We start from the raw sequence: 21,172 nt of genomic DNA, 5'->3' as shown, positions 1-21,172 counted from the left end.
CATCCACCTGTCACGCCCCTGACACGGCGCTGGAGTTCGGATCCGCTGTGCGCCGCGACTGCTCGGCGATCACGTCGAGGACCTCGCGGCCCGCGTCGACCAGGTACATGTGGTCGCCGGGGAACTCCGCGTAGGTGAAGCCGGCGGTGGTCGCCGCCTGCCACTGGCGGGCCTCCTCGGCGGTGACCAGGCCGTCGTCGGCGCCGCGCAGCGAGCAGATCGGCACCGCCAGCGGGACGTCGGTGCTCGGTACGTAGCTCTCGTGCATCTCGCAGTCGGCCTGGAGGACCGGCAGGATCAGCTCGCGCATCTCCGGGTGGTCCAGGGCCTCGTGCCGGAAGCCCGCGAACTCCTCGACCCGGGCGAGGAACTCCTCGTCGGGCAGCCCCGCCGCGCGCCGCTCGCGCTGGGTCCAGGGGCCCGGGGAGCCGCTGACGACCAGCCGTTCGACGTGGACCCCGCGCTCGCCCAGCAGGTGGGCCAGCTCGTACGCGAGCACGGCGCCCAGGCTGTGCCCGAACAGGACGGTCCGGGCGCCTTCGCCGAGGTCGGCCATGACGTCGTCGATCGAGCCCTTGGCCGCCTCGTAGACGTTGCGGTACGGCTCCTCCATGATCCGCCGCTCCCGGCCCGGCAGCTCCACCGAGGTCAGGCGCCACCGGCCGGCGGCGAGCTCGCGCCACGGGTGGAAGAAGGAGGGGCCGGCTCCCGCGAAGGGGACGCACAGCAGGGTGGTTTCCGTCGTCATGCCGAGCAGCTCCGATCATCCGTGCGGCGGTTCGTCGGGTCGGTCACGCCAGGTCCGCCAGCTTGCGGTTGAGGACCTCGAAGACCTCGGACACCGGTCCGGGCAGGTTCATCTCGTGGTGGGTGGCGGCCACGTCGTGCTCCTCGATCGCGCCGCGGACGTAGGGGCGCCACAGGTGGGCGTACATCTCGTCCTTGAGGGTGGCGTGGAAGAAGACGACGTCGCCGTCGTAGACCGGGGATTCCCAATCCATCATCAGGTTGGTGTTGTTGGCGAGGACCTTCGACATGTTGTCGAGGAACTCCTGCTGGTTGCCGGTGCCGATGTACTGGCCGAAGAAGTCCTCCAGCTCGTCGCGGTAGTCGTCCACCGTCTTGTTCCGGTGGATCTCCGACCAGCCCTGGCCGCCCGGCTGGGAGTCCAGGATCGCCGTGAGGGCGATCTCGTGGCCGCGCCGGTCCAGGCCCGCCGCGACGGCCTGGACGAGGGTGCCGCCGTAGGACCAGCCGACCAGGTTGAAGGGGCCCTCCGGCTGGATCGCCAGCATCTCCTCGATGAAGTGGTCGACCATCTCGTCGATGGACTCCACCAGCGGTGCCCGGCCGTCGGCGCCGCGCGACTGGAGGGCGTACGCCTGCCGGTCCCGCACGTGCGTGACGAAGCTGAAGTACGCCCAGCCCAGGCCGCCGCCGCCGTGGAAGAACCAGAGGGGCTTCTTGCCGGTGCCGGGGTCGCTGTTGAGCGGAAGGACCACGCCGAAGGGGTCGGCGACCTCGTCGGGGACGGCTCCGGCGAGCAGCAGGGCCGCGAGCTCGGCCACCGTCGGGAACTTGATGATCGTCCGCAGCGGCAGTTCGACGTCGAAGTCCTTGCGGATGCGGACGCTGAGCCGGGTGGCGAGCAGCGAGTGGCCGCCGAGGGCGAAGAAGTCGTCGTCGACGCCGACGTCCTCGCGGTCCAGCAGTTCGCGGAAGACGGCGGCCAGCCTCTCCTGGTGGGAGTTGCGCGGCGCGCCGCCGGCCGGGGCGGCGGTGTGCCCGTCGGGCAGGGCCTGCCGGTCGAGCTTGCCGTTGGGCGTCAGCGGGATCTCGTCGAGGGGGATCAGCGCGGAGGGCACCATGTAGTCGGGGAGGCGTCCGCGCAGGTACTCGGTGAGTTCGGGGAGCAGGACGGCGGGCGCGTCCGCGTCCGCCGCGGGCACCACGTAGCCGACGATGTTCCTGTCGCCCTGCCGGTTCTCGCGGACGACGACCGCCGCCCGCGAGACGGCGGGGTGCCCGGCCAGGACGTGCTCGATCTCGCCGAGTTCGATGCGGAACCCGCGCACCTTGACCTGGTGGTCGGTGCGGGCGAGGTACTCCAGCTGTCCCGCCTTGTTCCACCGGACCAGGTCGCCGGTGCGGTACATCCGGGAGCCGGCGGGGCCGAACGGGGAGGGCACGAACCGTTCGGCGGTCAGCTCAGGGCGGTCCTGGTAGCCGCGGGCGAGCCCGTCGCCGGCGATGTACAGCTCCCCTTGCACCCCGCGCGGGACCGGGCGCAGCCGCGCGTCCAGCACGTACACCTGCGTGTTGCCGATCGGGGTGCCGATGGCCACGCCCGCGCCGGCCTTGAGGGGGGCGGTGGTGGACCAGGTGGTGGTCTCGGAGGGGCCGTACCAGTTGCCGGCCTCGGCGGCCTGTTCGGCCAGGGTCTCGGCGAGGCGGACGGGGACGGCCTCCGCGCCGGTGATGATCCGCAGGCCCCGGGCCGCCTCGGGCTCGTGGGTGAGGAGCATCTGCCAGAAGCCGGGGGTGGCCTGGACCACGGTGACGCCGTGGCGGCGCAGCAGGGCGGTCATGGCCGAGGGGTCGGTGACGGTCTCCTTCTTCGCCAGGACCATGGTGGCGCCGGAGACGAAGGGGAGGTAGAGCTCGGTGTTGGCCATGTCGAAGGACACGGTCGTGCTGAACAGCATCCGGTCGGCGGGGCTGAGCGGGAAGCGGCGGCCTGCGGCGGCGAGGAAGTTGGCCACCGCGCCGCGCGGGATCGTCACGCCCTTGGGGGTGCCGGTCGAGCCTGAGGTGTAGATGACGTACTGGGTGTTGTCCGGGTGGACGGTGACCTCGGGCGGGGTGTCGGGGTAGCCGGAGCAGTCCGCCGCGGCGAGCGTGCCGGCGTCGAGGACCAGCGCCGGCTTGGCCTGTTCGAGGACGAAGTCGATGCGGGAGCGGGGGTGGTCCGGGTCGACCGGTACGTAGGCGCCGCCGGCCTTGAGCACGGCGAGGAGGGCCACCGGCAGGTCGGCGGTCCGGGGCAGGCACACGGCGACCAGCGACTCGGCGCGCACGCCGCGCGCGGCGAGCCAGTGCGCGAGCCGGTTCGAACGGGCCTCCAGCTCGCGGTAGGTGAGCGTCTCCTCGTCGGCGATGAGGGCGAGGGCGTCCGGGGCGGCCTCCGCGTGCCGGCGCACGGCCTCGGCCAGGCCCCCTTCGAGGGTGGGCTCGGCGGTGTCGTTGACCTCGGTGAGGAGCAGCTCCCGCTCGCCGTCGACGAGGACGTCCACGTCGCCGATGCGGGTCAGCGGGTCGGCGGCGAGCTGTTCCAGGACGCGGGCGTAGCGGGCGGCCATGTCCTCGACGGTGTCGCGGTCGAAGAGGTGGGTGGCGTAGGAGATGTCGCCGCGCAGGGCGCCGCTCTCGTCGGTGGTCATGCTGAAGAAGACGTCGACCTGGGTGGTCGCGAGGAGGGCCTGGCGGTACTCGACGTCGAGGCCGTCGAGTTCGAGGGACCACTTCTCGGTGTTCTGCCAGCCGCACATGACCTGGAAGAACGGCCGGTAGGCGGCGGAGCGGTCGGGGTTGAGCTGCTCGACCAGCACCTCGAAGGGGACGTCCTGGTGCTCGTAGGCGGCGAGCGCCTTGTCGCGGACCTGGGCGAGGAGGCCGGCGAAGGTCGGGTCGCCGGAGAGGTCCATGCGGATGACGAGGTTGTTGACGAAGCAGCCGATGAGGTCGTTCAGGGCCTCGTCGGTGCGGCCGGCGATGGGCGTGCCGACGGGGATGTCCTCGCCGCCGCCGAGCTTGCCCAGCAGCACGCCGAGCGCGGCCTGCATGACCATGGACATGGTCAGTCCGCGCCCGTCGGCGAGCTTCCGCAGTCCGGCCATCACCTGCGCCGGCACGGGGATGGGCACCGCGTCGCCGTCGGTGCCGCCCTCCACGGAACGGGGGCGGTCCAGCGGGAGGTTGAGGGGCTGCGGCACCCCGTCCAGTTCCCGCCGCCAGTACGCGACCTGCCGCGCGCCCAGGCTCGCCGGGTCGGCGAGGTCGCCGAGGACCTCGCGCTGCCACATCGTGAAGTCCTTGTACTGGACGGGCAGCGGTTCCCACGCCGGGGCCCGGCCGGCCCGGCGGGCGTTGTAGGCGGCGGCCAGGTCGCGGGCCAGGGGCGCGCCCGAGCTGCCGTCCGAGGCGATGTGGTGGATGACCAGGACCAGGACGTGTTCCTCGGGTCCGGTGCGCAGCAGGCGGGCCCGCAGGGGGATCTCCGACTCCAGGTCGAACCAGTGGGCGACGGTCTCGTCCACGGCGGCGGCCTCGTCCTCGGGTGCCACGTCGGCCACCGGGACCGCCACCTGCTCCAGCGCCCGCTCCAGCGGCAGGATGACCTGGTACGGCTCCCCGTCGTCGTCCGTCTCGTAGACGGTGCGCAGGATCTCGTGCCGGTCGACGAGGTCGCCGAGGGCCGCGAGGAGGGCGCCCCGGTCCAGTGGCCCGGTCAGCCGGAACGCCGAGGAGATGTTCCAGGTCTCCGCACCCTCCAGCTGGTGCAGGAACCATGTGCGACGTTGCACGAAGGACAGCGGGATCATTGCTTCACTCCTCATACGAACATCTGGCGCAGACTCGGGCGGCGCGGAACGGCCGATTCCTCAAGCCACGGTGCGAGCGCGGCCACGGTCGGCAGGTCGAAGATCTTGCGGATGGGGATCTCCACCCCCATCTCGGCCCGGGCCCGGCTGATGAGCCGGGTGGCGAGCAGGGAGTGCCCGCCGAGCTCGAAGAAGCCGTCGTCGATACCGACCCGCTCCAGGCCGAGCACTTCGGCGAACAGGGCGGTCAGCGCCTCCTCGCGGGCGCTGCGGGGCGCCCGGTAGGGGGCGCCGGTGAACTCCGGCTCGGGCAGCGCGGCCCGGTCCAGCTTGCCGTTGGGCATCAGCGGCAGCCGGTCCAGGAGCACGACGGCGGAGGGCACCATGAACTCGGGCAGCCGCTCGGCGGTGAACCGGCGCAGCTCCTCCGCCTCCACGGCGCCGGCCGGCACCGCGTAGGCGACGAGCCGCTTGCCGGAGCCGGGGGCCTCCCGGGCGATGACGGCCGCCTGGTCGACGTCCGGGTGGGCGGTGAGCGCGGCCTCGACCTCGCCGGGCTCGACGCGGAAGCCGCGCACCTTGACCTGGGCGTCGCCGCGGCCGGTGTACTCCAGCTGGTCCTCGGCGTTCCAGCGGGCGAGGTCGCCGGTGCGGTACATGCGCGAGCCGGGCGGGCCGAAGGGGTCGGCCGTGAAGCGGTCGGCGGTGAGGTCGGCGCGGCTCTGGTAGCCGCGGCCCAGGTTGCCGCCGACGTACAGCTCGCCGACCGCGCCCTGGGGCACCGGCGCCAGGTCGGGGCCGAGGACGTAGGCCCGCATGTTGCCGAGGGGGGTGCCGACGGGTGCGCTGCCGGCCCGTACCGGGCCCGCGTCGGGGACGGTGAAGGCGGTGGCGTAGAAGGACTCGCTCTGCCCGTAGGCGTTGACGACCCGGACGCCGGGGAAGGCGCCGCGGACCTTCTCGACGAGCGAGGAGGGCAGGGCCTCGCCGGCGAAGACGACCGTCTCCACCTCGGTACGGCCGGCGATGGCGTCGACGAGTTCGGCGAAGGCGGACGGGACGGTGGAGACGACGGCGCCGCTCCAGCCCTCCTTGCGCTCGCCCAGCACCAGGACGTCCCGGACGAGTTCGGCGGTCCCGCCGCGGGCGAGGGTCGTGAAGATCTCGAAGACGGAGACGTCGAAGTTGACCGAGGTGCCCGCGAGGAGCCGCTTGCCGGGTTCCATCCCCACGCGGGAGGCGAGCCGCAGGACGCCGTTGACGATGTTGGCGTGGGTGATGGCGACGCCCTTGGGCTTGCCGGAGGAGCCGGAGGTGTACATCACGTACGCCAGCTGGTCCGGGTGCGGGGCCGTCGCGGGGGCGGGGGTGGCCCCGGCCGGGCCGAGGGTGTCGAGGAGGAGGTCCGGGGCCTCGTGCCCGGGCAGCGTCCCGGCCGTCGCGGAGTCCGTCAGGACCAGGAGCGGGCGGGCCTCGGCGAGGATGGCCGCCAGGCGGTGGCTCGGGTACCTGGGGTCGACGGGCAGGTAGGCGCCGCCCGCCTTGAGGATGGCGAGCAGGGCGACGACCAGCTCGGCCGACCTGGGCAGGGCGAGGGCGACCAGGGACTCCCGGCCCACCCCGCGCGCGGCCAGTTCGCCCGCCAGGCGGTCGGCCCGGGCGTTCAGTTCGCGGTAGGTGAGGGTCTCGTCCCCGGCGATGAGGGCGGTGGCGTCCGGGGTGCGGGCGGCCTGCGCCTCGACGAGCCCGCCCACGGTGGTGGCGGGGGTGGGCTCGGCCGTGTCGTTGAAGGCCGTGAGCAGCCGGTCGCGTTCGGCCGGCTCCAGGACCTCCAGCCGCGCGGCCGTGAGCTCCGGTGTGGCCGTCAGCTGCCGCAGGACGCGTACGAGGCGCTCCGCGATCACCTCCACGGCCTGCCGGCCGAAGACGCCGGGCGCGTACTGGAAGATGAGCTGGAGGTGCGGGTCGGCCGCGGCCATCAGGGCCAGCGGGTAGTTGGTGGCGGTGGCCGGGCGCAGGCCCGTGAACTCGATCCCGCCGGCGGCGGCGCTCGCGGCGCCGAGGCCCTCCCGGTCGACCGGGTAGGACTCGAAGACGAACAGGGTGTCGAAGAGGGACTGGCGGCCCACGGCCCGCTGGATCTCGGTGAGGCCCCGGTGGTGGTGCTCCAGCAGTCCGGCCTGCCGGTCCTGGAGCCGGGTGAGGATCTCGGCGAGGGTGTCGCCGGGCGCGTACGCGACGCGTACGGGAAGGGTGTTGATGAACATCCCGACCATCTCGCCGACGTCCGCCACCGCCGGGGGGCGGCCGGAGACGGTGGCGCCGAAGACCACGTCCCGGCGGCCGGTGAGCCGGCCGAGGAGCAGCCCCCAGGCGCCCTGGACCAGGGTGTTGACGGTAACGCCCAGCTCGGCGGCGCGCGCCGCGAGGGCGCGGGCCTCGTCGGCGGGCAGCGGCACGTCGAGCTGTTCGACGCCCTCGTCGCCGATGCCCTCGGAGCCGGGGGCGAGCAGGGTCGGGTCCTCGACCCCGTCGAGTTCGGCCGTCCAGGCGCGGGCGGACTCCTCCTCGTCCTGCCGGGCGCGCCAGGTCAGGAAGGCGCCGAAGTCCGGGGCCCCGGGCAGGGCGGCGCCGTCGCCGCGGGAGCCGTAGAGCAGCAGCAGGTCCCGCATGAGCAGGGGGGTGGACCAGCCGTCGAACAGGACGTGGTGGGAGGTCATCACGAGTTCGGCGCGGCCGGGCTCCATGACGACGAGGGAGAGCCGCAGGAGCGGCGGGACGGCCACGTCGAAGTGGGCGGCCCGGTCCTCGGCGAGGAACCGCTCGAAGGCCTCGGTCCGGGCGTCCTGCGCCGTGGCGGTCAGGTCGAGGTGGCGCCAGGGCAGGGTGACGCCTTCGGCCGGGATCACCTGGACGAGGTCCCCGTCGGCCCGGTCGGCGTACGCGGCGCGGAGGTTGGGGTGGCGGTCCAGCAGGGCCTGCCCGGCCCGGCGCATGCGGTCCGGGTCGACCTCGCCGGAGAGGTGGAACACCAGCTGGTTGTGGTACGGGTCGAAGGAGGTTCCGGCGAGCTGCGTGTGGAAGAGCATCCCGGACTGGGTCGGGGTGGCCGGCCAGATCTCGGCGAGCCGGCCGTACCGGGCCTCCCAGGCGTCGATCTCCCGCTGGCCGACGGTGACCAGGGGTGCGTCGGACGGGGTCAGGCCGCCGGCTCCGGGGGCCTGGGCGTGCCGGGCGAGGGCGGTCAGCGCCCGGACCCACAGCCCGGCCAGCTCGGTGACCTCCTCGCCGGAGAGGACCCCGGCGGGGAAGGTGAAGGTGGCGCGGAGTTCCGTTCCGCCGGGGGCGGGGACGGCGGCCGCCTCGATCTCCAGGGCCGACGCCACGGGCAGGTCGGGGTCGGGCGCCGGGTCCGGGTGGACGGGGTCGCCGGGCAGGCCGGTGGCGGGGGTGCGGTCGAGGTAGGTGAACCCGATCGGCGGGGCGGGCCTCCCGGCGGCGGGCCGGTGCCCGACGCCGTGGGCGGCGACCGCCCGCACCTGCTCCTTGACGGCCTTCAGGGCCCGGCCTGCGGCGGGGCCGCCGTCGAAGGCGTCCGCGAGGTCGACGCCGGACAGGTCGAGGCGGGCCGGGTACTCGGCGGTGAACCGGCCGACGGTGCGGGACAGGTCGGCGCCGGGCACCACGTGCTCGGCCCGGTCCCGGCCCTCCAGCCGGACCGACACCGGAGCGCCGGGCAGGCCGCGCGTCGCGCGCAGCCGGGCCAGGGCCAGCGCCAGTGCGGTGACCAGGCCGTCCTCGGTACCGGCGCGGTACGCCGAGGGCAGCGGGCCGAGCAGGTCCGCCGTGACGCCGGCCGGGACCGTGACCCGCACCGTGTCCGTGGTGGAGACGAGGTCGCGGGCCGGGTCGGGCAGGCGGGTGCCGGGGAGGAACTCCTCCTCGTACGGGTCCTCCCGCCGCTCCGGCGCTGCGGCGCCGGCGGTCAGGCCGGCCAGGGCGTGGGCCCAGCGGCGGTAGGAGGTGCCGGTGCGGGGCAGCTCGGGGGTGCGGCCCTCGCCCGCCTGCCCGCAGGCGTCGGCCAGGTCCGCGAGGAGGATCCGCCAGGAGGGGACGTCGGCGACCAGCCGGTGGAGGACGACCAGCAGCCGGTCGCCGCCCGTGGCGGAGGTCAGCCGGACGAACTGGGCCATGACGCCCGCGTCCGGGTCGAGGCGGCCGGCGGCGGCGTCGAGTTCGGCGCGGACGTCGTCGCCGTCGGCCTCCCGCAGCAGGGCTTCGGCGTCCACGGCGCCGGACGCCTCGACGAACAGGCCCGGCTCCGCCCGGTCGAGGCGGGCGCGCAGGACGTCGTGCCGGTCCAGCAGGGCCCTTACGGCCGCGGCCAGTGCGGCGCGGGTGGTGCCCTCGGGCAGGGCGAGCAGCCGGGCGGTGCACAGCCGGCCGATGCGGCCGCCGTGGGCGAGGAGGCGTTCGGCCGACGGGGGCAGCGGGGCCCGGCCGACGGGGCCGCCGGGGAGTTCGGGCAGGGCGGGGGCCTCCGCGTCCCGCCCGTCCACGAGTTCCGCGAGGCGGGCGGCCGTGCGGTGTTCGAAGATCTCCCGCACGGTGATCACCGTGCCGCGCGCCCTGGCGCGGGCGACGACCTGGATGGAGCGGATGCTGTCCCCGCCGAGGGCGAAGTAGTCGTCGTCGATGCCGACCCGCTCCAGGCCGAGCACCTCGGCGAACAGGGCGCACAGGGCCTCCTCGCGCGGGGTGCGCGGGGCCCGGCCGGTGGAGACCTGGGCGTAGTCGGGGACCGGGAGGGCCCGCCGGTTGAGCTTGCCGTTCGGGGTGAGCGGGATCCGCGAGAGCGGCACGATCGCGGTCGGCACCATGTAGTCCGGCAGACGCCCGCGCAGGTACTCGGGGAGCTTGGCCAGCAGCGGCCCGAGGGACTTGGCGAGGGAGGGGTCGTTGGCCCGGATCCGCCCGGCGGCGCCGCCGGGGGCGGCGGTGAAGGCGCCGGTGACGATCCGCGTCCCGGGCTGCGGGGCGGGCAGCAGCACCAGGTCGAAGCGGCGCGCGTCGGCACCGGACCAGGTGACGACCGCGTCCCGGCCGTGCGCGCGGGCCGCGCGGCGCAGTTCCTCCGGGTCGGCGGGCGCGACGGCCGCACCGGGCTCGGGGTCGAGGACCCCCGCCGTGACGGCGGCGGCGGCCTCCCCGGCGAGGCGGGCGTTGGGGATGCCCGTCACCCGCAGCGGGCCCGTCCGGTCCAGTGCGGCGAGGTCCGGCTCCCGGCCCTGCCACGGCACGGCCGGTACGCCGGCCAGGTCGAGGGCGCCGGCGGGCTCCTTGTGCAGGACGACCTCGTAGCGGTGGCGGGTCAGCTCGTTGTGCGCGCCCGCCGCCTTGAGGCGGATGTCGACGCCGACGGGGCAGCCCTGCGCCCAGTCCGTGAACCATTCGGGGGCGACGACCAGTTCCCGTTCGGCGAACCGTGCCTTCTCCACCAGGCCGCGCAGTTCCCCGGGCGCCGCGTACGGGTGGGCGGCGCGCTGGGTCGCGGTGAGCAGCATCGGCAGGGTCGCGGCGTTGCGGACGTCGCCGACGACGATCCGGCCGCCGGGCGCGAGCAGGTCGAGGGCCTGGCTCAGCACCCGGTCGAGGTATCCGGCGTTCGGGAAGTACTGGACGACCGAGTTGAGGACGATCGTGTCGAACGTGCCCCGGGGCAGCCCGGAGACGTCGTCGGCGGCCTGGGCGCTCAGCCGGACCCGGTCGCCGTGGCCGGCCTGCCCGGCCTGGCGGCGGACGCGCTCGACGACGGTGGCGGAGATGTCGGTGCCCCAGTACTCCTCGACCTCGCCGACGATCTTCGCCAGCAGCAGTCCGGAGCCGACGCCTATCTCCAGCACCCGGCGCGGCGCGTACCGCAGGACCTGCTCGACCGCCGCGTCCTGCCACTCCCGCATCTGTTCGCGGGGGATGGGCTCGCCGTCGTAGGTGGAGGTCCACAGTTCGAAGTCCTCGCCGAGGGCCTCGTCGCCGGAGCCGGCGTAGGTCTCGTCGTAGACCTGGCGCCACTCGTCGACCTGGTCGTCGGCGTCGGCGGCCGCGGCCTCCGGGTCGGGGACCACGTAGCCGACGAGGCGCTTGTCGTCCTCGCGGTCCTCGCGGACCACGACCACGGCCTGGGTCACGGCGGGGTGTGCGGCCAGGACGTTTTCGATCTCGCCGAGCTCGATGCGGAAGCCCCGCACCTTGACCTGGAAGTCGGTGCGTCCGACGTATTCCAGGCGGCCGTCGGCGGTCCAGCGCACGAGGTCGCCGGTGCGGTACATGCGGGCGCCGGCGGGGCCGAAGGGGCAGGCCGTGAACCGCTCGGAGGTGAGCTCGGGCCGGCCCTGGTAGCCGCGCGCCAGGCCGTCGCCCGCGATGTACAGCTCGCCCTGGACCCCGCGCGGGACGGGGTTGAGCCGCGCGTCGAGGACGTACACCCGCGTGTTGCCGATCGGGGCGCCGATGGCCACGCCGGCCTGGGCCTCGACGCGGGCCAGGGTGGACCAGATGGTGGTCTCGGTCGGGCCGTACACGTTGAAGACCTCGGCGGCCGCGTCGGCCAGGGTCCGGGCCAGGCGGGCCGGGAGGGCCTCGCCGCCGGTGAGGACCCGCAGGCCCTTCGCGGCGTCCGGCTCGTGCTGGAGGAGCATCTGCCAGAACGCCGGGGTCGCCTGGACCACGGAGACCTCGTGGCGGCGCAGCACGGCCGCGACCTCGGACGGGTCGGAGAGGGTGTCCTTGCCCGCGAGGACGACGGCCGCGCCGTGGACCAGCGGGAGGTACAGCTCCAGTGCCGCGATGTCGAAGGAGACCGTGGTCACGGCGAGCCACCGGTCGGCGGGCGACAGCGGGACGGTGCGGCCCATCGTGGCCAGGAAGTTGTCGAGGGCACCGCGCGGGACGCTGACGCCCTTGGGGTTGCCGGTGGAGCCCGAGGTGTAGATGACGTACGCGGTGTTGTCCGGGGAGACGCGCGGGGCGGGCGCCGTGCCGGGGTCGGAGGCGTCCTTGCGGGCCTCGGCCAGCGTCCCGGCGTCGAGGACGAGGGCCGGGCGGGAGTCGGCGAGGATGTAGTCGATCCGGGAGCGCGGGTGGTCCGGGTCGATGGGGACGTAGGCGGCGCCCGTCTTGAGGACGGCCAGCAGGGCGACGACGAGGTCCGCCGAGCGGGGCAGGCTGACGGCGACGAGGGATTCGGGGCCCACCCCGCGCCCGGTCAGCCAGTGCGCCAGCCGGCCGGCCCGCGCGTCGAGTTCCGCGTAGGTCAGCGACTCGTCCTCGGCGATGACGGCGGGGGCGCCGGGGTTCTCGCGGGCCTGCCGGGCCACGGCCTCCACCAGGCCGGGCTCCAGGGTCGCCTCGGCGGTGTCGTTGGCGGTCTCCAGCAGCCAGGCGCGCTCGCCCTCGTCGAGGACGTCGAGTTCGGCGACGCGCAGGGCGGGGTCGGCGACGGCCTGTTCGAGGATGCGGGTGAACCGGTCGACGACGGCGACGGCCGTGGTGTGGTCGAACAGTTCGGCCGCGTACTCCAGGCGGCCGTGGGCGCGCCCGGTGGCGTCGGGGACGATGTTGAAGAACAGGTCGAACTTGGCGGTGTCGGTGCCCAGGGCGACGGGGGTGACCCGCAGGCCGGGCATCCGGATCTCCGGCCAGACGAACTGCCAGGCGAGCATGACCTGGAACAGCGGCTGGTAGGAGGTGGAGCGGTCCAGGCCGATCAGCTCCACCAGCCGCTCGAAGGGGACGTCCTGGTTGTCGTAGGCGGCCAGGGCCTTGTCCCGGGCCTGGTCGAGCAGGTCGCCGAAGGACGGGTCGCCCGACAGGTCGGCGCGCAGCACCCAGGTGTTGACGAAGAAGCCGATGAGGTCGCCGAGGGCCTCCTCGGTGCGTCCCTCGATGGGGCTGCCGATCGTGACGTCCTCGCCGCCGCCCAGCTTGTGCAGCAGGACGGCGAGCGCGGCCTGGGCGACCATGGGGGCGGTGGCGCCGTGCTCGGCGGCCAGCTTCCCGAGGCGGGCGACGAGTCCGGGTTCCAGCTCGAAGGAGACGTGGCCGCCCCGGTGGCTCGCCACCGCCGGGCGGGGGCGGTCCAGCGGCAGGTTCACCGGCTGCGGCACGTCGGCCAGCTCCCGGCGCCAGTAGTCCAGCTGGCCCGCGGCGATGCTCTGCGGGTCGTCCTCGTCGCCGAGCAGCTGCTGCTGCCACAGCGTGTAGTCCTTGTACTGGACGGGGAGCGGCTCCCAGTCCGGTCCGTGCCCGGCGTGGCGGGCCGCGTAGGCCTCCATGAGGTCGCGCAGGAACGGCCCCATCGAGGCGCCGTCGGCCGCGATGTGGTGGAAGACGAACGCCAGGACGTGCTCCTGTGGGGCGACGCGGAAGACGGTGGCCCGCAGGGGGAGTTCGGTGTCCAGGTCGAACGGCTCGGCGACGGCCTCCCGCAGCGCGGCGTCCACCGCGCCGGCGGCCACGTCGGCCACCCGCAGCCGGGTGTCCGCCTCCTGGGGCGCGAGGATCAGCTGCTCGGGCGTGCCGTCCGCGTCCTCCGTGACGAGGGTGCGCAGGCTCTCGTGCCGGGTGACGACGTCGCGCACGGCCGCGGCCAGGGCGTCGGTGTCCAGGGGCCCGTCCAGGCGCAGCACGAACGGGATGTTGTAGGTCGCCGTCGGGCCCTCCAGGCGGTGGAGGAACCACATCCGGCGTTGCGCGAAGGACAGGGGGATCATCGGGCCTGCTCCGATACGGTCATCTGGCCCAGTCGGGGGCGCAGCTGGGGGCGGTTCGACGTCGACCCGGCCAGTTCCGCGATCTGCTCCGCCAGCTGGGCGACGGTCGGGTTGCGGAACACGGTCGTGACCTTCACGTCGACGTCGAGGGCGTTGCGGATGCGGCCGGTGAGCCGGGTGGCCAGCAGCGAGTGCCCGCCGTGGTCGAAGAAGTCGACGTCGATGCCGATCTCCTCCACGCCGAGCAGGTCGGCGAACAGCCCGCAGAGCGTCTCCTCGGTGGCGTTGCGCGGGCCCCGGCCGGGTTCGGCCGTGGCGGGGAGGTCGGGTGCGGGCAGCGCCTTGCGGTCGAGCTTGCCGCTGGGGGTGGAGGGGAGCCCGGCGAGCGGGACGACCGCCGAGGGGACCATGTACTCGGGCAGGTGCTCGCGGGCCAGCTCGGTCAGGGCCGCCGTGTCCAGCCGCTCGGGGGTCCGGCCGGCCGCCGGGACCACGTACGCGACGAGCCGCTGGTCGCCGGGGCGGTCCTCGCGGACCAGGGCCACGGCGCTCTCGACGTCCGGGTGCGCGGCGATGACCTGCTCGATCTCGCCGAGCTCGATGCGGAAGCCGCGGAGCTTGACCTGGAAGTCGGAGCGGCCGATGTACTCGACCTGGCCGTCGGCGTTCCAGCGGACGACGTCGCCGGTGCGGTACATCCGGCTGCCGGGCGCGCCGAACGGGGAGGCGACGAAGCGTTCCGAGGTGAGCCCGGTCTGGCCGAGGTAGCCGCGGGCGAGGCCGGTGCCGGCCAGGTACAGCTCGCCGGCGACGCCCGGGGCGACCGGGCGCAGCGCGGCGTCGAGCACGTACACCTGTGTGTTCCACACCGGTGCGCCGATGGGCACCCGGTCCGCGCCGGGTACGTGCCGGTACGCGGTGACCTCGACGGAGGCCTCGGTGGGACCGTAGAGGTTGTGGACGCCGAGGTGGGGCAGGAGGGCGGAGACCTTGTTGGCGAGGGCGGGCGGGAAGGCCTCGCCGGCCACCTCGATCCAGCGCAGGCTGTCGCAGTCCCGGGCGGAGGGTTCGCCCGCGAAGGCCTCCAGCAGGGAGGGGACGAAGTCCGCGCCGGTGACGCGCTCGCGCCGGATCAGGTCGGCGAGGTAGGCGGGGTCGCGGCGCCCGTCGGGGCGGGCGATGACCACGGCGGCGCCGGTCTGGAGGGGGGCGAAGATCTCGGGCACCGAGACGTCGAAGCTCGCGGTGGTGCTGAGCAGGACGCGGTCCTCGGGGGTGACGCCGAAGTGGGCGAGGCCCCACTTCAGCCGGTTCATGATGGCCCGGTGGGCGACCTGGACGCCCTTGGGGCGGCCGGTGGAGCCGGAGGTGAAGATGACGTACGCGGCGTGGTCCGGGGCGAGTGCGCGGACGGGGTCGGTGTCCGGGTGGCCGGAGACGTCGGGGAGGTCGGCGTCGAGGACGAGCAGCGGCTTCGCGCCGTCCAGGACGAGCCGCACCCGGTCCTCGGGCAGTTCGGTGTCGACGGGCACGTAGGCGGCGCCCGCCTTCACCACGGCGTAGATCGCGACCATCAGGTCGACGGAGCGGGGCACCTTGACGGCGACGAGCCGCTCGGGTCCCGCGCCCCGCTCGATGAGCCAGTGCGCGAGCCGGTTGGCGCGGCGGTTGAACTCGGCGTAGGTCAGGGTCTCCCCCTCGCCGATGAGCGCCGTCCGGTCGGGCGTGCGCCGCACCTGGGCCTCGAAGGCGCCCGGCAGGGTGTCGTCCGGCACGGGGTGGGCCGTGTCGTTGACCCCCTCGACCAGCAGGTGCCGCTCGTCCTGCGACAGCACGTCGACGGAGCCGACGGGGGTCTTCGGGTCCTCCAGGACCCGGTCCAGGACCCGGACGAGCCGGGCGGCGATCCCCTCGGCCGCCTCCCGGTCGAAGAGGGTGGTCTGGTAGTCGAGGGAGAGCCGCAGGTAGGGGTCGGAGGAGTTGAGGGTGAGCGGGTAGTGGGAGCCGGCGAAGGGGCGGATGGCGTCGATGGTGAAGCCGGCCGACTCGTTGGCCTCGACGATGCCCTCGCGGTCGATGGGGTAGTTCTCGAAGACGACGATGGTGTCGAACAGGGAGGGCAGTGCGACGCCGCGCTGGATGTCGGCCAGGCCGTAGTAGTGGTGGTCGAGCAGGGAGACCTGGCGGTCCTGGAGGCCGGTGACGACCTCGCCCAGGGTGTCGCCCGGCCGGCAGCGGACGCGGGTGGGCAGGGTGTTGATGAACAGGCCGACCATCTCGTCCGAGCCGGCCAGGTCGGCCGGGCGTCCGTTGACGGCGGCGCCGAAGACCACGTCGTCCCGGCCGGTCAGCTTGGACAGCAGGACCGCCCAGGCGCCCTGGAGGAGGGTGTTGAGGGTGACGCCGAGTTCGGCGGCGCGGCGGGCGAGTTCGCGGCCCTTGTCGATGGAGAGCGGGACCTCGACGCGGCCGAGGGCCGTGGCCTCGCCCTCGGCGGTGCGCTCGGCGGCGATGAGGGTGGGCTGCTCGAAGCCGTCGAGCTCCTCCTTCCACCGGGCGGCGGAGGCGTCCCGGTCCTGGCGGGAGAGCCAGGCCAGGTAGTCGCCGTAGCCGCGGACCGGGGCGAGTTCCTCGTCGCCGGCGTAGAGCCGGACCAGGTCCTTGATGACCAGCGGCGAGGACCAGCCGTCGAAGAGGGTGTGGTGCGCCGTGACGATGAGCTTGGACCGGTCGGGCCCGCAGGTGAGCAGGGCCAGCCGGAAGAGCGGCGGGCGGGCGGGGTCGAGCTGGTCGGCCCGGTCGGCGGCGAGGGCCGCGTCGAGCGCCGCGTCCTGCTCGGCGCCGGTGCGGCCGGTCAGGTCGAGGTGGCGCCAGGGCACGTCGACGTGTTCGGCGACGACCTGGACGGGATCGCCTCCGGCGGCGGCGAGGAACGCGGAGCGCAGGTTGGGGTAGCGGTCCAGGAGCGCCTGTCCGGCCGCCCGCATGCGCGCGGGGTCCACGTGTCCGGTCAGGTGCAGCACGAACTGCATGTGGTAGACGTCGAAGGCGCCGTCGGCGAGGGCCGCCTGGAACTGGATGCCGGACTGGCCGGGGGCCTGCGGCCACACCTGGACCAGCCGGCCGTAGCGCTCCTCCCACTCCTCGATCTCGCCCTGTCCGACGGTGACCAGGGGGGCGTCGGAGGGGGTGAGCCCGCCGATCCGGGGGCGGGCGGCGTACGCGGCCATGCCGTGCAGCACCTCGACCCACAGGGCGGCCAGCTCGGCGGCCCGCTCGCGGGACAGGACGCCGGTGGGGAACATGAAGACGGTCTGGAGCCGTGCCCCCTCGGCGGTGTCGGTGACGACCGAGTTGACCTCCAGCGCGGAGAGGGCGGGCAGGTCCGGGTCGGGCATCGGGATCAGCTCGGAGGACCAGCCGGACGGGATCCAGCCGTGGCCGCGCAGGTGCTCGGGCACGTCGGCGCCGGAGATCCGGCCGAGGTAGTTGAAGCCGATCTGCGGGTCGGCGTACTCCTCCAGCTGGACGGCGGTCTCGGGGTTGAGCCAGCGCAGCAGTCCGTAGCCGAGGCCCTTGCCCGGGACGGCGCGCAGCTGCTCCTTGACCAGCTTGACCGCCTGCCCGGCGGCGGGGCCGCCGGCCAGGACCTCGTCCAGGTCCACGCCCCGTACGTCGACCTTGGCCGGGTACATGGCGGTGAACCAGCCGACGGTCCGGGAGAGGTCGGCGCCGGGGACGGCCTCCTCCTCGCGGCCGTGGCCCTCCAGCCGGACCAGGGCCGAGCGGTCCGTCCCGCGCCAGCGGTTCACGGCGAGGGCGAGGGCGGCGAGCAGCACGTCGGTGCCGGTGCCCTTGAAGGCGGCGGGCAGCCCGGTCAGCACCGCCTCGGTGACCTCGGCGGGCAGCTGCACCCGTACGGTGTCGAGGGTGGCCATGGTGTCCACGGCGGGGTCGAACGCCCGCTCCCCGAGGGGGAGGTTGGGCGACTCCAGGACGTCGCGCCAGTGGTCGAGCTCCGCCTCCCGCTCCGGGGAGATCGCCTCGTCCTCCAGGGCGGCCGCCCAGCGGCGGGCGGAGGTGCCGGTCTCCGGGAGTACGGGGGTGCGGCCGGAGCGGACCTCCTGCCAGGCCTCGGCGAGGTCCGACATGAGGATGCGCCAGGAGACCCCGTCCACGACGAGGTGGTGCAGCACCACGAGGAGCCGGCCCTCGCCGGAGTCCGCGGTGAACCAGACGAAGTCCGCCATGGTCCCGGCCTCGGGGTCGAGCCGGCCTGCGGAGTCCTCCAGCGCGGCCCTGGCCGTCGTCAGCGCCTCGGGGTCCTCCCAGCCGCCGGGGACGGGGACGCGGTGGATCAGGCCGGCCGCCCGTACGGCGCCGCGCGGGCGCACGTCGAGGGAGGGCTCGCCGGAGCCGCGCACGAGCCGGGCGCGCAGCAGGTCGTGCCGGTCGAGCACGGAGTCGAGGGTGGCGGCCAGCCCGGCCTCGTCGATGCCCTGGGGCAGGTCCAGCACGATGGACATGGCGAAACGGTTCAGCCCGCCGCCGTGCTCGAACACGTGCCGGGCCACCGGCTGGAGGGGCATCGGGCCGACGCCGCCGCCCTCCAGCTCGGCGAGCACGGGCGCCCGGTCCCCCCGGTCGGCGGCCGCCTCGGCCAGCCGGGCCGCCGTACGGCACTCGAAGATCTCCCGCGTGGTGAGGTCCAGGCCACGGGCCCGGGCCCGGGCCACGACCTGGATGGAGCGCAGGCTGTCGCCGCCGACCGCGAAGAAGTCGTCGTCGACGCCGACCCGGTCGACGCCGAGCACGTCCGCGTAGGCCGCCGTGATGATCTTCTCGGCCTCGGTGCGGGGCTCCCGGTAGGCACCGCCCTGGAACTCCGGTTCGGGCAGCGCCGAGCGGTCCAGCTTGCCGGTCGGGCCCAGCGGCAGCCGTCCGACGGCCACGAAGGCGGAGGGCACCATGTAGTCGGGCAGCCGGGCCGCGGTGAACTTGCGCAGCTCGGCGGCCGAGGCGCCGGCCTGGACGTCCACGTCGCCGATGCCGCCGGCTCCGTCGTCGCCGACGGCCCCGTCACCGGTGTGGACCACGTAGGCGACGAGCCGCTTGCCGCCCGAGGGCGCCTCACGGCCGATGACCACGGCCTCGCTGATGCCGGGGTGGGCGGTGAGCGCCGCCTCGACCTCGGCGGTCTCGATGCGGAAGCCGCGCACCTTCACCTGGCCGTCGCCGCGTCCGACGCACTCCAGGACGCCGTCGGCGTTCCAGCGGGCCAAGTCGCCCGTGCGGTACATCCGCTCGCCCGCGGGGCCGAACGGGTTGGCGACGAACCGCTCGGCGGTCAGGGCCGGGCGGTCGTGGTAGCCGCGGCCCAGGCAGGTGCCGACCACGTACAGCTCGCCGATGACCCCCTGCGGGACCGGGGCGAGGCCCGGTCCCAGCACGTAGGCGCGCATGTTGCCCAGCGGGGTGCCGATGGGCGCGACCTCGCCCCGTCCCCACTCCCCGGACGCCGCGAGGGGGAAGGCGGTGGCGTAGAAGCTCTCGCTCTGCCCGTAGGAGTTGACGATCTGCGCGCCGGGCAGGGCCTCGCGCACCTGGCGCACCAGCCGGGCCGGGAGCACGTCGCCCGCGAAGACGACGGTGCGCACGCCGGGCGCCTTGTCCAGGTGGCCGACGAGTTCCCCGAGCACGGAGGGGACGCCGCTGATGACGTGGCCGTCCCAGGCGTCCCGCTCGGCGAGCGCCAGCACGTTGTCCACCACCTCGGCGGTGCCGCCGGTGGACAGGGTGGTCAGCAGTTCGAAGACGGAGACATCGAAGTTGACGGAGGTGCCGGAGAGCATCTTCCAGCCGGCGGGGGCGTCGAGGACGCGCACGAGCTCCCGTACGCCGTTGACCACGCCGCGGTGGGTGATCGCGGCGCCCTTCGGCTTGCCCGTGGAGCCGGAGGTGTACATCACGTACGCCAGGTTGTCCGGCGCCGGGCGCGCGGGCCGTACGTCCCCGGCGGTGTCCCACGCGGCGCGGTCGTCGACGTTGACGACCGGGACCTCGTGCTCGGGCAGCTCGCGGGCGGTCGCGGTGTCGGTCAGCACGAACCGGGGGCGGGCCTCGGTGAGCACGGTGCGCGCCCGTCCGGCGAGGTACTGCGGGTCCAGCGGCACGTACCCGGCGCCGGACTTGAGGATGCCGAGCAGGCCGGCGACGAGTTCCTCCGTGCGCGGCAGCGCCAGCACCACGAGGTCCTCGGGCCCGGCCCCGCGCCGGTTCAGTTCCCGTGCCACGGCGTCGGCCCGCTCGTCGAGCTCCCGGTAGGACAGCGTCCGGCCCTCGCACACCAGGGCCGGGGCGTCCGGCGTCCGGGCCGCCTGCGCCTCGAACAGCTCGGGGACCGTCAGTCCGGCGGGCACCTCGGCGGCGGTGTCGTTGAACCGGTGGAGCAGCAGGTCGCGCTCGGCGTCGTCGAGCACGTCGACGCCGCCGACGGTGCGTCCCGAGTCGGTGGCGAGGGCGTCCAGGACGCGGACGAACCGGGCCGCGAGGGTCCGGGCGGTGCCGGCGTCGAACAGGTCGGCGGCGTACTCCAGCCGGACCTCCGCGCCGCCCGAGGCGTCCGGGATCATGTTGAAGAACAGGTCGAACTTGGCCGTGCCGGTCTCCAGGGTCTCCGACTCGGCCTCGAGACCGGCGAACTCCAGCTTCCCCAGGGGCTCCTGCCAGGCCAGCATCACCTGGAAGAAGGGGTGGTAGGCGATGGACCGGTCCGGGTTGAGCAGCTCCACCAGCCGCTCGAAGGGGATGTCCTGGTTGTCGTAGGCGGCCAGCGCCCGGTCCCGCACCCGCCGGAGCAGCTCGCGGAAGGTGGGGTTCCCGGAGAGGTCGACGCGCAGCACCCAGGTGTTGACGAAGAAGCCGACGAGGTCGCGCAGTTCCTCGTCGGTGCGGCCCGCGATCGGGGCGCCGATCGGGATGTCGTCGCCGCAGCCGAGGTGGTGCAGGAGCACCGCCAGCGCCGAGTGCATGACCATGGAGACGGTGATGTCCTGCTCGGCGGCCAGCTTCTCCACGGCGGCCAGCAGCCCGGGCTCGACCGGGAAGCGGACCAGGCCGCCTTCGGGGCTCGTGCGCTGGGGGCGCGGGCGGTCGGTCGGCAGGGCCAGCGGCTGCGCCATGCCGGCCAGGGCCTCGCGCCAGTAGGCGAGCTGTCCGGCGGCCAGGCTGTCCGGGTCGGACTCGTCGCCGAGCACGTCCTGCTGCCACAGCGTGTAGTCGGCGTACTGGACGGGGAGCGGCTCCCACGCCGGGGCCGCCCCCTCCTTGCGCGCCGCGTACGCCTCGGCGAGGTCGCGCAGCAGCGGGCCGAGGGACTCTCCGTCCAGGGCGATGTGGTGCACGACGAGCACGAGGGTGTGCTCGGCCGGGCCGGTCCGCAGCAGCGTGGCGCGGAGCGGCACGTCGGCGGCCAGGTCGAAGGTCGCCTTGGCCTCCCGGTCGACCGCCGCCGCCCGCTGCGCCGGGGTGATCTCCCGGACCGGCAGGGCCGGCGGCCGCTCCCCGGACGCCAGCACCCGCTGGTGCGGGACGCCGTCGTCGTCCTCGGCGATCACCGTGCGGAGGACCTCGTGCCGGTCGACGACGTCGCGGAGCGCCGCTTCCAGCGCACCCGCGTCCAGCTCACCGGTCAGCCGCAGGGCGAAAGCGCCGTTGTAGGTCGGCGAAGGACCTTCGAACCGGTCCACGAACCACAGCCGGCGCTGCGCGAACGACAACGGGATCATTGTGTCTCCAAAT

4 protein-coding genes are annotated in these 21,172 nt (G+C 74.4%); all 4 read right to left on the bottom strand.

Features of this window, described 5'->3' with window-relative positions; genetic code table 11:
* Positions 1–10: 10 nt before the first annotated feature.
* The 4 genes from ABT403_RS14875 to ABT403_RS14860 are packed head-to-tail and all read right to left on the bottom strand — an operon-like array spanning position 11 to position 21,150.
* The gene (locus ABT403_RS14875; protein WP_344161200.1) at positions 11–748 is read right to left on the bottom strand and encodes a thioesterase II family protein; all 738 of its coding nucleotides are present in this window, start codon (positions 746–748) and stop codon (positions 11–13) included.
* 43 nt (positions 749–791) lie between these two features.
* The gene (locus ABT403_RS14870) at positions 792–4,601 is read right to left on the bottom strand and encodes a non-ribosomal peptide synthetase (RefSeq protein ID WP_344161203.1); all 3,810 of its coding nucleotides are present in this window, start codon (positions 4,599–4,601) and stop codon (positions 792–794) included.
* A gap of 11 nt (positions 4,602–4,612) precedes the next feature.
* Positions 4,613–13,372 (bottom strand): non-ribosomal peptide synthetase, encoded by an 8,760-nt coding sequence (locus tag ABT403_RS14865; protein ID WP_344161206.1) that lies wholly within the window; start codon positions 13,370–13,372, stop codon positions 4,613–4,615.
* Positions 13,369–21,150 carry an amino acid adenylation domain-containing protein gene (locus tag ABT403_RS14860; RefSeq protein WP_502966009.1) on the bottom strand — a complete coding sequence of 2,594 codons (7,782 nt, stop codon included), beginning with the start codon at positions 21,148–21,150 and terminating at the stop codon, positions 13,369–13,371. Before ABT403_RS14860 ends, ABT403_RS14865 begins: the two co-directional genes overlap by 4 nt.
* Positions 21,151–21,172: the final 22 nt, after the last annotated feature.

It is taken from the genome of Streptomyces sp. NPDC000075, assembly GCF_040301925.1.
Lineage (GTDB): Bacteria > Actinomycetota > Actinomycetes > Streptomycetales > Streptomycetaceae > Streptomyces > Streptomyces polychromogenes.
Note: the sequence above shows the minus strand (reverse complement) of the source record. Positions and strands in the feature narration are given on the sequence as shown.